Source organism: Paenibacillus sp. FSL H3-0286 (assembly GCF_045040705.1).
Lineage (GTDB): Bacteria > Bacillota > Bacilli > Paenibacillales > Paenibacillaceae > Paenibacillus_AQ > Paenibacillus_AQ odorifer.
This window is the reverse complement of sequence record NZ_CP150285.1, coordinates 3,323,674-3,335,943: the sequence shown is the minus strand read 5'-3', so window position 1 is coordinate 3,335,943 and position 12,270 is coordinate 3,323,674. Positions and strand designations below refer to the sequence as shown.

At 42.1% G+C, this 12,270-nt stretch carries 12 protein-coding genes; 4 read left to right on the top strand and 8 right to left on the bottom strand.

The features are described 5' to 3' along the window. Window positions 1–21: 21 nt before the first annotated feature. The 6 genes from MHB37_RS15110 to MHB37_RS15085 form a co-directional block, all read right to left on the bottom strand. Window positions 22–1,530, bottom strand: a complete 1,509-nt coding sequence (locus tag MHB37_RS15110; RefSeq protein ID WP_076129345.1) for a malate:quinone oxidoreductase — start codon at window positions 1,528–1,530, stop codon at window positions 22–24. A 216-nt stretch (window positions 1,531–1,746) separates the two neighbouring features. Next, window positions 1,747–2,787 (bottom strand): hypothetical protein, encoded by a 1,041-nt coding sequence (locus MHB37_RS15105; protein ID WP_340395575.1) that lies wholly within the window; start codon window positions 2,785–2,787, stop codon window positions 1,747–1,749. 236 nt (window positions 2,788–3,023) lie between these two features. After that, on the bottom strand, window positions 3,024–4,025 hold the full coding sequence (locus tag MHB37_RS15100) for a Gfo/Idh/MocA family protein (RefSeq protein WP_076194274.1): 1,002 nt from the start codon (window positions 4,023–4,025) through the stop codon (window positions 3,024–3,026). Between the two features lie 30 nt (window positions 4,026–4,055). Further along, window positions 4,056–5,144 carry a Gfo/Idh/MocA family protein gene (locus MHB37_RS15095; RefSeq protein WP_076278977.1) on the bottom strand — a complete coding sequence of 363 codons (1,089 nt, stop codon included), beginning with the start codon at window positions 5,142–5,144 and terminating at the stop codon, window positions 4,056–4,058. Window positions 5,145–5,176: 32 nt separating this feature from the next. After that, on the bottom strand, window positions 5,177–5,938 hold the full coding sequence (locus tag MHB37_RS15090; protein WP_340395574.1) for a sugar phosphate isomerase/epimerase: 762 nt from the start codon (window positions 5,936–5,938) through the stop codon (window positions 5,177–5,179). A gap of 25 nt (window positions 5,939–5,963) precedes the next feature. Further along, the gene (locus MHB37_RS15085) at window positions 5,964–7,127 is read right to left on the bottom strand and encodes a Gfo/Idh/MocA family protein (RefSeq protein WP_076185915.1); all 1,164 of its coding nucleotides are present in this window, start codon (window positions 7,125–7,127) and stop codon (window positions 5,964–5,966) included. A gap of 154 nt (window positions 7,128–7,281) precedes the next feature. On the opposite strand from MHB37_RS15085, the gene MHB37_RS15080 reads away from it, so the two are divergent. The 4 genes from MHB37_RS15080 to MHB37_RS15065 are packed head-to-tail and all read left to right on the top strand — an operon-like array spanning window position 7,282 to window position 10,426. Next, window positions 7,282–8,118 carry an AraC family transcriptional regulator gene (locus MHB37_RS15080; RefSeq protein ID WP_305953559.1) on the top strand — a complete coding sequence of 279 codons (837 nt, stop codon included), beginning with the start codon at window positions 7,282–7,284 and terminating at the stop codon, window positions 8,116–8,118. 29 nt (window positions 8,119–8,147) lie between these two features. Then, window positions 8,148–8,624 carry a GNAT family N-acetyltransferase gene (locus tag MHB37_RS15075; protein ID WP_280753001.1) on the top strand — a complete coding sequence of 159 codons (477 nt, stop codon included), beginning with the start codon at window positions 8,148–8,150 and terminating at the stop codon, window positions 8,622–8,624. 34 nt (window positions 8,625–8,658) lie between these two features. Continuing rightward, entirely contained in the window at window positions 8,659–9,513 is an 855-nt protein-coding gene (locus MHB37_RS15070; protein WP_076280711.1) for an SDR family oxidoreductase, read from the top strand. A gap of 22 nt (window positions 9,514–9,535) precedes the next feature. Next, a complete protein-coding gene (locus MHB37_RS15065; RefSeq protein ID WP_405169537.1) occupies window positions 9,536–10,426 on the top strand; it encodes a LysR family transcriptional regulator in 891 nt (296 codons plus the stop codon). Between the two features lie 24 nt (window positions 10,427–10,450). Here MHB37_RS15065 and MHB37_RS15060 read toward each other — a convergent pair whose 3' ends face one another. Continuing rightward, a complete protein-coding gene (locus MHB37_RS15060) occupies window positions 10,451–11,134 on the bottom strand; it encodes an ABC transporter ATP-binding protein (RefSeq protein ID WP_076129337.1) in 684 nt (227 codons plus the stop codon). After that, the gene (locus tag MHB37_RS15055) at window positions 11,131–12,249 is read right to left on the bottom strand and encodes an ABC transporter permease (RefSeq protein WP_076185926.1); all 1,119 of its coding nucleotides are present in this window, start codon (window positions 12,247–12,249) and stop codon (window positions 11,131–11,133) included. The genes MHB37_RS15060 and MHB37_RS15055 overlap by 4 nt, the downstream gene beginning before the upstream one ends. Between the last annotated feature and the right edge of the window lie 21 nt (window positions 12,250–12,270).

Genomic DNA, 12,270 nt, shown 5'->3' with positions numbered 1-12,270 from the left:
CTCTCGGCAGCTCCTTTATTACTAAAACACCTTTTGATTAAAAACATGTTCTTTTCCACCTAAACCCAGTGTATCTGCTGTTGTAGTGTGAATTTTCTGCAGAAGCACGGGATTATCCATTAGTGACAAGCCATAAGAAGGAATCATTTCTTTTATTTTGGGTTCCCATTCTTTTATATATTGAGGGAAACATTTGTTAAGCACTTCAAGCATCACGTGAACAGCCGTAGAAGCTCCAGGGGAAGCCCCTAACAATGCTGCGACCGAACCATCAGCGGCACTAATAACCTCCGTACCAAATTGAAGTGTGCCTTTGCCAGCTTCTGTATCTTTGATAACTTGCACACGCTGACCAGCTACAACAAGATCCCAATCTTCAATTTTGGCATTGGGGATAAACTCTTTCAGTTCTTCCAGACGTTTTTCTTTCGATAACAGCACTTGTTCGATCAGGTATTTTGTTAATGACATATTTTTAGCACCTGCCGACAGCATTGTTATGAGGTTATCCGGTTTCACAGAAGTTATTAAATCAAACATTGAGCCCGTTTTTAAGAATTTAGGTGAGAATCCGGCAAATGGTCCAAATAGCAGTGATTTTTTATTGTCGATAAATCTTGTGTCTAAGTGCGGTACGGACATTGGAGGGGCTCCAACTTTAGCTTTGCCGTATACTTTGGCATGATGCTGCGCAATAACTTCCGGATTATTACACACCATAAAAATACCGCTTACTGGGAATCCACCGATATGTTTTCCTTCAGGAATACCGGATTTCTGCAGTAAGTGCAGACTTCCTCCCCCGCCACCAATGAACACAAATTTCGCTGTATGTTGTTCAATGTTACCGCTGGCATTTCTGATTTTTAGATCCCATAAGCCAGCACTGTTGCGCTTCATACTATTGACACTATGTTTGTAGTGAAGATCGACGTTTTTACTCTTTAAATGCTCAAATAAGATACGCGTTAAAGCACCAAAGTTAACATCCGTTCCAGAGTCAATTTTTGTAGCCGCAATGGATTCATTCGCAGGACGATTTTGTATAATAAGCGGAATCCATTCCATCAGTTTTTTAGAGTCAGCGGAAAATTCCATCCCTTGGAATAATGGATTTTTTGAGAGCGCTTCAAATCTTTTCTTTAAAAAAGCTATATCCTTCTCCCCTTGCACCAAACTCATATGAGGTAACGGCATAATAAAGTCCTGGGGAGTATGTATCAGCTTGCGATTTACAAGATAAGACCAAAACTGCATCGAAAGCTGAAACTGTTCATTAATCTGAATAGCTTTGCTAATATCTATAGATCCGTCTGGCTTTTCAACAGTATAATTAAGCTCACAGAGCGCCGCATGCCCGGTTCCTGCATTATTCCATTCATTAGAGCTTTCTTCCCCTGCTTTTTCAAGCTTTTCAAATACTTTAATTTTCCATTCCGGTACTAATTCCTTCAAAAGTGTTCCTAAAGTCGCACTCATGATTCCGGCACCAATTAAAATGACGTCTGTATCAGTTGCACTTTTGCCCATTATTACCATCCTTATCCCCTGAATTTTGCAGAAAGGATGTGGGCGCTCCTTCTTAGGCGTCACACCTTTTCTGTATCAATTATAACCTTATCATGGTGTATTACAATTATTTATAAATTTAATATCTACTATTATATGAAAAAAATAAAATATTTAAAAGCTTGTAAAAAAGATAGAAATAAGTCCTCAAGATTTATGGAACAAAAAAAGGCTTTATCATGCCCTGTTCTCATTGTAGACAATTCCGTTTTGATAGCCCAACCCCACTATTGTTTTTTGAATTTCCTGATCTACTTTTCTTTTAAAAGTTGCAAACTCTATTGTGGTTAAGCCGATTGGAAGCTCTTGTTCTATAAATGAATCAAAATCGATCGCCGTTTTGAAAATACGAAGCTTGTGCAGAAAAGGTAATTGCTCCATTCCCGTCAAATGAGCCAATGTTTTGCAATTCATAATCGTTAGCTCTTCCAGTGCCTTCATCTGCTGATCAAAGTTAATCTCACGTAACTGGATTTGATCTTCAATCACAAGCTTTTTTAACGCACGAAAAACCGAAATATTACTCAGGTCATGAAAGCCACGGACTCTACAAATTTCCAGGCTCTCGATTTCATTTTCTTCGATGTCCTGAATATGTTCTCTGCCTCCAAGTAAAATACGTAGGTCTTTCAATTTCTTTAGCCGATTAATAAAATGTAAGGGTTTATTGCTGATGGAGTGCAGCGCGAGATAGGTAAGATCCTCCAGATCTCCAATAGCATCAAGGTTTTTAACCTTACCTATAACATGCAACTGTTCTAAACGGGAGAATTCTTTTAGGTATTCCAGATTAAGCATCTTTTTCTCCGAGCTAATATTTAAAATACTTAGAGACCGTAACGTATCTATACTCAGAATTTCCGGATTTTCAAGCTCATATATCCCCAAGCTCAGACTATACAGGTTATTCAGCTTAGCCAATACGTTCGTGTTATGTGCCTGGTGAAGACAATTCAGCAGCAGCATTTTAACATTTGGAATCTGCAGGAGTGTCTCACAATCAAAGGATACAGAATAGTGGCCATAAAAACGCACTCCAAAATTTTCATCAAAACGCGCGCAAAGCTCATTTACTTCATCCAGAATCGAACCATAGGTCGATGGATCAGAGAACTGGACAATAACTTGGTTGCCGCTGTACAAGTCTTGCTGAATCTGAACTGGATCTAGTGAAATAGGATCATTGATCAGAATCCTTCTTTTCCATGTAACACTCATTCCTAATCCCTCCTACTTGCCGTTAATCATCAGTGTATATTTATTGTAAATCTACGAATTACTTACCCAAGAACATAATTACATAAATCAACCCCATGGACAAGCTACCAAGGAAGGTTACAGGTTATTTAGAGTTTCGTTGATTTAGGAGGATTGAGTACAAGTGTTTTACATTAAAATACAATAAGCTGTATCATTCGTAGATTACTCTACTTTTGATACAGCTTATTTATTATTTATTCAGCCTTCTGCGATGAACTATAAATCCCCGCCACCAACTCCAGCGCTTTTATCCCTTCAGCACCATCCAACCAAAACTTTTGACCCCTGGCGACATGTTCATAGAAGTCCTCAATCAGTCTCTTATGCCCGGTGCCCCAATAGGATTTACCTTCCGTGGCACTGAAACTAGGCTCGCACAGCAAGGTTTCCTTTCCATCCTTCCAAAGATACAAATGATCTCTGCGGAGGTTGATAGTACCCTTTTCAAAAACTAGCTCCAGCTCCACTGGAGAATTCTCCAGATAGGTATTTGTACCATAAAAAAGCCCTCTGACATTACTAGTGAAATCGATGCAGGCATGGGCGGTATCTTCTACCTCTATGACCCCATTTAGCACATCCGTGGTAATACTCCCTTTCACCGATGCCACCTCTCCACCAAACCACTGAAGTAAATCCAGTGTGTGAATGGTTTGGTTAATTAGCAGACCTCCACCTTCCGTAGACCAGCGTCCTCTCCAGTTACTATCGCTATAATAACTTTCGCTACGGTGCCAGGTTACGATTCCTTTCATACAGAGCAGCTTCCCATATATTCCTGAGTCAATCACCTGCTTAATATACATGGAGGCATCATTATAACGGTTCTGAAACACCACACCAAGCTGACCTGTGCTTTGCTGTGCGGCTTCAAGTATTCGTCTGGCTGAAGGAAGATCTGCCGCCATAGGCTTTTCGGTAAGGACATGTTTTCCTGCTTGTAACAACTCCGTAGCCATCTCTGCATGTAAATAATGAGGCGTACAGAGATGTACAACATGAATACGGTCATCCTTTAAAATTTCTCTATAATCATTAGTGGCTTGGCAGTCATATTCATTAGACGTCTGCAATGCTTTATCAGCATCAATATCTGCAACCGCAAGTAGTCTCACACCATCGATGCCTGTTAATGTTTTTGCATGAAGAGGGAAAATGGCTCCGCATCCAATAATGGCTGCTCCAAGTTCTTTCATCTATATTACCCTCCGTTCATCATTCCATCGTTATCTGAGTATTGCTGGGGTTAGATTGATCGCTTGCTCTTGAGCCTTCAGACATAGCTCGGCAGCTTTGAACACATGGGTCTGTGTCATCGCCAGCTCTGTCCGATTCAGACAGTCAAGGATTAGCTCACCAAAGAAAGGAAAACCAACCTTCCCTGCTACATGCTCATAATGTTCCCCTTCCCCATTGACCCAGTACACATGATCCGGTGTATTTGAACGACTTATATCAGTATATTTACGCAGTTCAATGTATCCTTCAGTCCCCATAATCATCGTGCGCCCGTCTCCCCAAGTGCCCAGCCCATCAGGGGTAAACCAATCCACGCGAAAATATTGTGTTGCCCCATTGTCCCCTACAAGAGTAGCATCACCAAAATCCTCTAATTCGGGATAAGTCGGATGATTGTAATTGGCCACTTTACTATGAATAACCGAAGCATCCTGACAATCAGCATAATACAAAAATTGTTCTATTTGATGACTGCCTATGTCACATAGAATCCCACCATATTTCTCCCTTTGGAAAAACCATTCCGGCCGGTTAGGAGCATTTAGACGATGTGGCCCTAATCCAATGACTTGCAGAACACGGCCAATAGCACCTTGTTGAATCAGCTGCCCTGCATAGATAGCGCTTTCAACGTGAAGACGTTCACTATAGTAGACCATATATTTCTTATTGGTTGCAGCTGCCATTGCTCTAGCGGATTCAAGCTGTTCCAGGGTCGTAAAGGGGGCTTTATCCGTAAAATAGTCCTTACCGTGAGCCATTACTCTATTGCCTAAAGGTCCTCGTTCAGATGGAATTGCGGCCGCTGCAATTAATTGTACTTCGGGATCTTCCAGAACTTCTTCCATTGATCCGGCAGCTTTGACACCGGGATATTTACTAATAAAATTTCTGACCTTTTCCTCGTCCGGATCATATACCCATTTCAGCTCTGCCCCTGCCTCAACCAGTCCGTTACACATCCCGTAAATATGACCGTGATCTAGGGCAATAGCGGCAATGATGAATTCCCCCGCCTTCACTACGGGTTTGGATTCATACGTTGGTGCATAGGTCATCCCATTTTTTCGATTCATAGAAACCCTCCTTCTATTAGTATTACTCCATTCTATAAGGTATTAAGAAGATACCGCAGACTGATCTCCAAGCTTTCAAAAGGATCACGGCGGCAAACATCCTGCTCCACTACGAACCATTCAACACCCGTTTCGCGACAGACATTGATAATTTCTTTATAGTTCATATTCCCTTCACCGATTTCAGCAAAGATCTGTTTTCTATTAACAATCGCCATATCTTTTAAATGCACTACCTGCATTCGACCTGCAACTTTGCGTATCCATTCGGCTGGACTCCCTCCGCCCGCTTGAACCCAATATAAATCCAGCTCAAAACCAACGGCAGGATCAGACTCAGTGAGCAGAATTTCCATGCCAGTCAATCCATCAAACCGTTCAAATTCAAAATCGTGATTATGATAAACAAATTGCAGATCATGTTGTTCTTTTATTGTAACTGCAATGCCCGACATCAGCTTGGCGAATTCACGGTAACCTTCTTGCCCCGTACGGAATTTTTCCGGTAAACTTCCTAGTCCAATATTTTTGCAGTTCCACAGCTTATGTTCAGCGGCTAAAGCATCCAAATCGCTTACTAGCCGATCCCAAGACACATGGGTTGCACATATTGCCAGACCTGCTTCATCCGCATACTCTTTTACGAGCTTCGGATCGATTGGCCCGATGCCTGAAATCTGAATAGCTTCATAACCCATAGCAGAGACCTTTTGAAAAGTGGATCTTAAATCCTCCGCAGTTTTAGTAAAATCACGTAATGTGTACATTTGAGCAGCAATGGTTGAACGATTCATAGGATCTTTCCTCTCTGATTAAAATTTAATGAGTTCCCTTAACATCAAAGGTTTGGGCGGCTGTGGTTTCTTTGTTGAAGTTAGAATTCTCCACCTTTTCCATGAGCTTCTCATAAAATAAATCTTCATCAATCGGTAACTCCACCCAATCGTCGGTCCAAGCCGATAAATACATCCCATTAGATAACGTTAGACCGTGAATGCCTTCCTCACCCGGAGCTAACAATTTCTCATCGTGTAGAATGGCATTCGTAAAGTTCCGCAAAATTCCTTTATGCTGTTCCCCGCCACCCTCTTCTACAGGAATCTCACATTTCCAACATTCTGGACTGCCGAATCCTCCCGTAAACTCTGCATTGAATTGCGGCTCCGGCGTGCGTAGACGCCAAAAGGTTAATTTCCCGTCTTCCACTATGATTTTTCCATGATCACCAGTAATTTCGAAACGGTTAGTTCCCGGTGCTTCACCTGTTGTGGTGATAAAAAGCCCTGTCGCACCATTTTCATATTCCACATAAGCGGTTACATCGTCTTCAACCTCAATATTGCGGTATTTACCAAAATGACAAAATGCTCTGATCCGCTTAGGCATCATACCTGTCGTCCACTGCCATAAATCTAGTTGATGAGGATCTTGATTCAGCAGCACCCCGCCACCTTCGCCTGCCCATGTAGCCCGCCAACCACCGGAGTTATAGTAACTTTGTGATCTGTACCAGTTGGTGATAATCCAATTTGTGCGGCGGATTTCGCCTAGTTCACCAGACTGAATGAGATCCCTAAGCTTTTGATACAAAGGATTCGTCCGCTGGTTATACATGATTCCGAATTTGCGATCAGACTTTGCTGCAGCTTCGTTCATCTGCTTAACAGCTTTGGTATAGACCCCAGCCGGTTTCTCAACCAATACATGATAGCCATATTGAAAAGCCTCGATAGCTAAAGTTGGATGATCATAATGTGGAGTACAGATTAATACTGCATCTATGAGATGAGACTCATATAACTCTTGGGGTGTTGCAAATTTCTGTACACTTTCCGGTAAATGCTCTTCTGCCCATTTCAAACGTTCTTCCCTTACATCACATACAGCTGCAAGCTCAGCATCTTTAATATGATTCAACAGACTTTGTGCATGTGCACTCCCCATATTCCCAATTCCAATAATGCCATACCGTACTTTATTCAATCAGATCACTTCCCTATTTGAGGTTATGTTATGAGAATATACTTAATTAATAGACATGAACATGAGCGAAACTAAGCATTATTTGCACAATAATAAGATGATTTAGTTAAATTAATTCGTTATAATAAGGATAATCAAGTCATAGAGGAGCTAGATGATGAATAATCCAGGTAACCTTACCGGCAGATTCCTCCAGAATCTTACCGTAAAAGTGACCCATGCCCAACTTAGAAGCGGATATAGCGGGTGGAATCGTACGTTGGAAACTCCAACATTTAATCGGCTGTATTTTATTGACCGCGGTGAGGGAAAAGTTATCATTAACGGTGTTACTTATTATCCGAGAGCAGGTCAGCTAATGATCATGCCCGCAGGAAGCACTCAAACTACAGAGACGTCAATGAATGATCCCTATACACGCTATTTCTGCCATTTTGATGCTGATATTGGGGAGTGGCCCTTATTCCATTCGGCAAACAAACTGTTTATCTGTGATGCGCCCAACCCAGATTCCGTACGGGTTATTTTCACAGAAATGATCGAACAGTTTCAAAAAGATGATGTATTGTCCATTCTGCGTACTCAGGCGAACGTCCTCAATCTAATTGCTACTTGTCTTGAATCGAACGAGAATATCAAAACAGACTTTATGCAAGAATTTATACATACGGGGGATCAAGGAAAGCTCGCCTATGTGCTTCAATATATTGATGAGCGGCTGGATAAACCCATAGAAATAGAAGAGTTAGCAGAAATTGTCCACTTACATCCGAACTATTTCATCCCCTACTTCAAGAAATTTATAGGGGTTCCCCCCATGCATTATGTACAATTGAAAAGAATGGAGCATGCTAAAAGACAGCTTTCTTATAGCAATTTCAGCATTTCAGATATCGCGGAGCAAGTCAGTATGGAATTAGCCCATTTCTCTAAATATTTCAAAAAGACAATAGGAATCTCCCCTTCTGCCTATCGTAACAGCACTAAGTAAATTTATTAGGGAATGTCTTAATCTATGTGATGAACTATAATAAAAAGGCTCTAACCTTCAATTTTGAGGTGGTGAACGATATTCTTATCAGAACAGCATCTATAAGCGACATTCAAGAGATAGCAAGACTCTCAAGCCAGCTTGGATATCCTTTGAATATCGATCAATTAGGAGAAAGACTACAAGAAATCGGAACACACAAAGATCATACTGTATATGTAGCTGAATCAGATCACCAATTGGTAGGATGGATACATGCGACCGTTCGAATCTTACTTGAATCTCCTTCATTTATTGAAATAGGAGGTCTTGTTGTTGATCAGACTTGCCGCGGAGAAGGAATTGGCAGACAGCTTGTAGAAACCTGTGAACGATGGGCAATCCAAACAGGGTTTAGCAAAATTAGAGTACGTACCAATCAAACCAGAGAAGATGCTGTACGGTTCTATAATCATATAGGATTTTCGCCAAAAAAATCACAGCATGTACTTGATAAGGAACTTTAATCACACTCAGGACTTTTAGGGAGGTTCAATGGTTATGATAGAATTAACTTTGCATCCAGCATTAGAAGGGAAAATCGCTGTGATTACCGGAGGAGCCGGTGTATTATGCCGGGTTATGGCGCTAGAGTTAGGTCGGCAAGGAGCTAAAGTCGCGATTCTAAATCGCACCGCAGCTAAGGGAGATTTGGTTGCCGCTGAAATTACAGCCGCAGGCGGTCAAGCGATTTCACTTTCCTGTGATGTTACAGATCAACAGAGTGTTATGAAAGCCGCAGAAGCTGTTAAGAATCACTGGGGTCCTTGCGATCTATTAATTAACGGTGCTGGCGGAAATGATTCCTCAGCAAATACGACCCAAGAGATTTTCAAAAATGATGATCTGGAGAACCCGGACATATTTACTTTTTTTGACCTTAGTGTAGATGGATTTCGCAATGTGATGGACCTTAATCTGATTGGAACATTGATCCCAACCCAAGTTTTTGCCAAGCAGATGCTCGGCAGAACGGGCACATCTGTTATTAATATTTCATCCATGAGCGCACCTTCTCCAATGACCAAAGTACCTGCCTACAGCGCTGCCAAAGCAGGAATTAATAATCTCACCCAGTGGCTCTCCGTTCATTTCGCTGAGTCTGGTATACGTGTGAATGCCATTGCCCCTGGCTTTTTCCTTACTAAACAAAATGAGAAGCTGTTGGTTCGTGAAGATGGCGAGCTTACAGACCGTTCCCAAAAAATCATCTCTCATACTCCAATGCGCCGCTTTGGACAGCCGGAGGATCTGCTTGGCACACTACTCTGGTTAGCAGATGAAGCAATGTCCAGCTTTGTGACCGGAGTTACCGTCCCCGTTGACGGTGGATTCTTGGCTTATTCGGGAGTATAGACTAATCTAATGAGGGATTACAATGATTGTAGATCCATTACGCGTATTCGTTACTGTAGCTGAACTGAGTCATTTTTCCAAAGCAGGAGAAGCGCTGAATTTATCTCAACCCGGTGTCAGTCTGCATATCCGGAATCTTGAGAATGAGCTCGGTGCTAAACTCCTGCATCGTTCTTCTAAACAGGTTAGATTAACAGAAGCCGGCAGTATTCTTTATAAACACGCCAAACAAATATTGGCTCATTTCGATGAAGCAAGTCAGGAAATCCATATGCTTCAGGACGAAGTCACTGGGAGTATACATATCGGCGCTAGTTTTACTATAGGTGAATATATTTTGCCGGCAAGACTTGCTGATTTTGCCAATCAATATCCGCAGGTCAAGCTGCAAGTGACGATAGGCAATACTGAGGAGATTATTGGAGGCGTTAAATCCAACGAACTGGACATAGGGTTTATTGAAGGTGAGGTCCATGAGAATGATCTGAATGTCACTCCTTATATGAAAGACGAGATGATTATGATCGCTCCTGCTACCCACCCTCTGTCAAAAGCGATTTCTGTGGAGCAGAGCATGTTGCAGGATCAGGTTTGGGTGCTTCGGGAGCACGGCTCGGGTACACGAGCTTTCAGTGATCATTTCCTACAGGAGGAAGATATATCTGTTAAAAGATCCTATGTCTTCAACAGCTCTCAAGGTGTTAAAGAAGCTGTAGCCTCTGGCCTCGGAATCGCCATGCTCTCCAGATGGATTGTACGGAAGGAACTAGAAAGCGGTGAGATCAAAGAGCTGCCAATCAGGCAACATCATCTGGAAAGGCAATTCTCAATCATCCGACATCAAGAATGTTCTTCTTCCTTAGCTACCGATGTCTTTATAAAAAAGCTACTTGTCTTTAGAAAAGACAAGTAGCTTTTTTTCTTCCACACTATGAAATTATACTTGATGTTCAACCAAATGCCCGTCTTCCAGATGCAGAACCCGGTCACACCATTCGAGCATCCGTTCATCATGAGTGACCATTACCGCTGCTTTACCTTCACTCTTCACCTCATCAGCGATCATGCGTACAACTTCTCTTCCGCGTTTGAAGTCCAGACTGGCTGTCGGCTCGTCTGCAAAGAGAATCGCTGGTTTATTCATCCACGCTCTAGCGATAGCTACACGCTGCTTCTCCCCACCGGAGAGCTGTTCCGGATAATGATTACGCCGTTTCCAGATATCCAGCCGCTTCATCAAATCAGCAGCCCGTTCCTTCGCTTCCTTAGCACTCATTTTCGCCTGCTTGGCTACAAAAAGGAGTTGCTCCTCCACCTTCAAATAAGGCAACAACTGAGCGCTTTGGAACATAAAACCTATCTTCTCTAAACGGAGCTCCGTCAGCTCACTTTTACTTTTATCTGTAAGTGATTCCCCATCTATAAAAATTTCACCACTAGTAGGTGTTAGAAGTGCACCAGCCGCTGAAAGGAATGTACTTTTCCCTGTTCCCGAAGGTCCAAGGACAGCAACGAATTCCCCTTCATTAACGATCAGATTCAAATTGTTCAGCACAGACACCGTTGTGTCGCCATCACCGTAGTTTTTGGTTACTTGCTTCATGATTAGTTTTGCACTCATGCTCCAGCCCTCCCAATAGCTTCTAATGCATCTACTTTTGCCACTTTAGCGACAGAAATTAGTGATCCTAAAAGAGACATCCCAACGAATAAACAGCTGGTTAAAAGAATGGTGGAAGGCTCCAGTTGGAATGGCATCGAATCAGGCAGAACCTTATTCATCCCAAAGGTAAGCAGTAAGCTAATGCAAAGACTTGAAATAGCTAAAATCATAACCTGCCCTACCACACTCCAAGCCAAGTAAGACATTTTGGTACCCATCGCCTTCAGAATACCAAACTGACTAGTTTTCTGAATCGTAATGACATAGAAGAATACTGCCAGAACAAACGCTGCGATCACAAACAGGAAAACAATCATCATTAGCAGTGAACCCTGCTCTGCCGAGTAGCCCGGAATATTGGAAATAGCTACTTTTTGCGTAATGACCTCTACATCTTTTACATTCGTTGAAATCTTATTTACTTGATCAGCATTCGCATTAAGGGCAATCACATTAAACGGTACCGACGAAGAGGTTTCTTCTCCTTGGTTAACCCCCTGCTTCATAGCTTGCCAATCCTGATTGTTGATATAAACTACTGGGGTATGGCTGTAAGAGCTATCCTCAACAAAACCTGCGACAGTAAATTCCATCCCGGTTGCCTGATCACGAATGATACTGCCAAGTTTGATTCCTGACTGTTCCAGGTCACGATCAACAAGGACTTTACCGTTTGTCTCGTTTGTAATCTTGTCACCTTCAACTACTTTAGGAGCTAATAACCCATTCATATCTACTGCAAAAAAAGTAATATCTGCTTTTACGTCTGCCTCGTTAGCAGTGACAGTGCTCATCTGCATTGCAAGTGAAGATGCATTATTGTCTCCAACTACTGCACGTACATTCTGGAGCTCCGTATCTGTTAACTGAGAACGTCTAAAGGTCTGATCCGCATCACCTTGCACTACAAAATAATTCGCCGGCATGTTCTCTACTGCAGAGATATTTGCATAAGCTAATCCTCTGGCTAGTCCCGTGACGAAAAGTACAAGAAAGGAAACCAATAACATGATAACCATAATTAATAGGTATCTGGCTTTAGAATGTCGCATTTCCCTTAAGGCTAAAAACATATTACCACTCCTTCTAATCTG

Coding starts and splice junctions, on each gene's coding strand:
- MHB37_RS15070 (WP_076280711.1), top strand. CDS start 8,659: ATGATAGAATTAACTTTGCATCCAGCATTAGAAGGGAAAATCGCTGTG.
- MHB37_RS15105 (WP_340395575.1), bottom strand. CDS start 2,787: ATGAGTGTTACATGGAAAAGAAGGATTCTGATCAATGATCCTATTTCA.
- MHB37_RS15095 (WP_076278977.1), bottom strand. CDS start 5,144: ATGAATCGAAAAAATGGGATGACCTATGCACCAACGTATGAATCCAAA.
- MHB37_RS15055 (WP_076185926.1), bottom strand. CDS start 12,249: ATGTTTTTAGCCTTAAGGGAAATGCGACATTCTAAAGCCAGATACCTA.
- MHB37_RS15065 (WP_405169537.1), top strand. CDS start 9,536: ATGATTGTAGATCCATTACGCGTATTCGTTACTGTAGCTGAACTGAGT.
- MHB37_RS15075 (WP_280753001.1), top strand. CDS start 8,148: ATGAACTATAATAAAAAGGCTCTAACCTTCAATTTTGAGGTGGTGAAC.
- MHB37_RS15060 (WP_076129337.1), bottom strand. CDS start 11,134: ATGAGTGCAAAACTAATCATGAAGCAAGTAACCAAAAACTACGGTGAT.
- MHB37_RS15110 (WP_076129345.1), bottom strand. CDS start 1,530: ATGGGCAAAAGTGCAACTGATACAGACGTCATTTTAATTGGTGCCGGA.
- MHB37_RS15100 (WP_076194274.1), bottom strand. CDS start 4,025: ATGAAAGAACTTGGAGCAGCCATTATTGGATGCGGAGCCATTTTCCCT.
- MHB37_RS15080 (WP_305953559.1), top strand. CDS start 7,282: ATGATGAATAATCCAGGTAACCTTACCGGCAGATTCCTCCAGAATCTT.
- MHB37_RS15090 (WP_340395574.1), bottom strand. CDS start 5,938: ATGAATCGTTCAACCATTGCTGCTCAAATGTACACATTACGTGATTTT.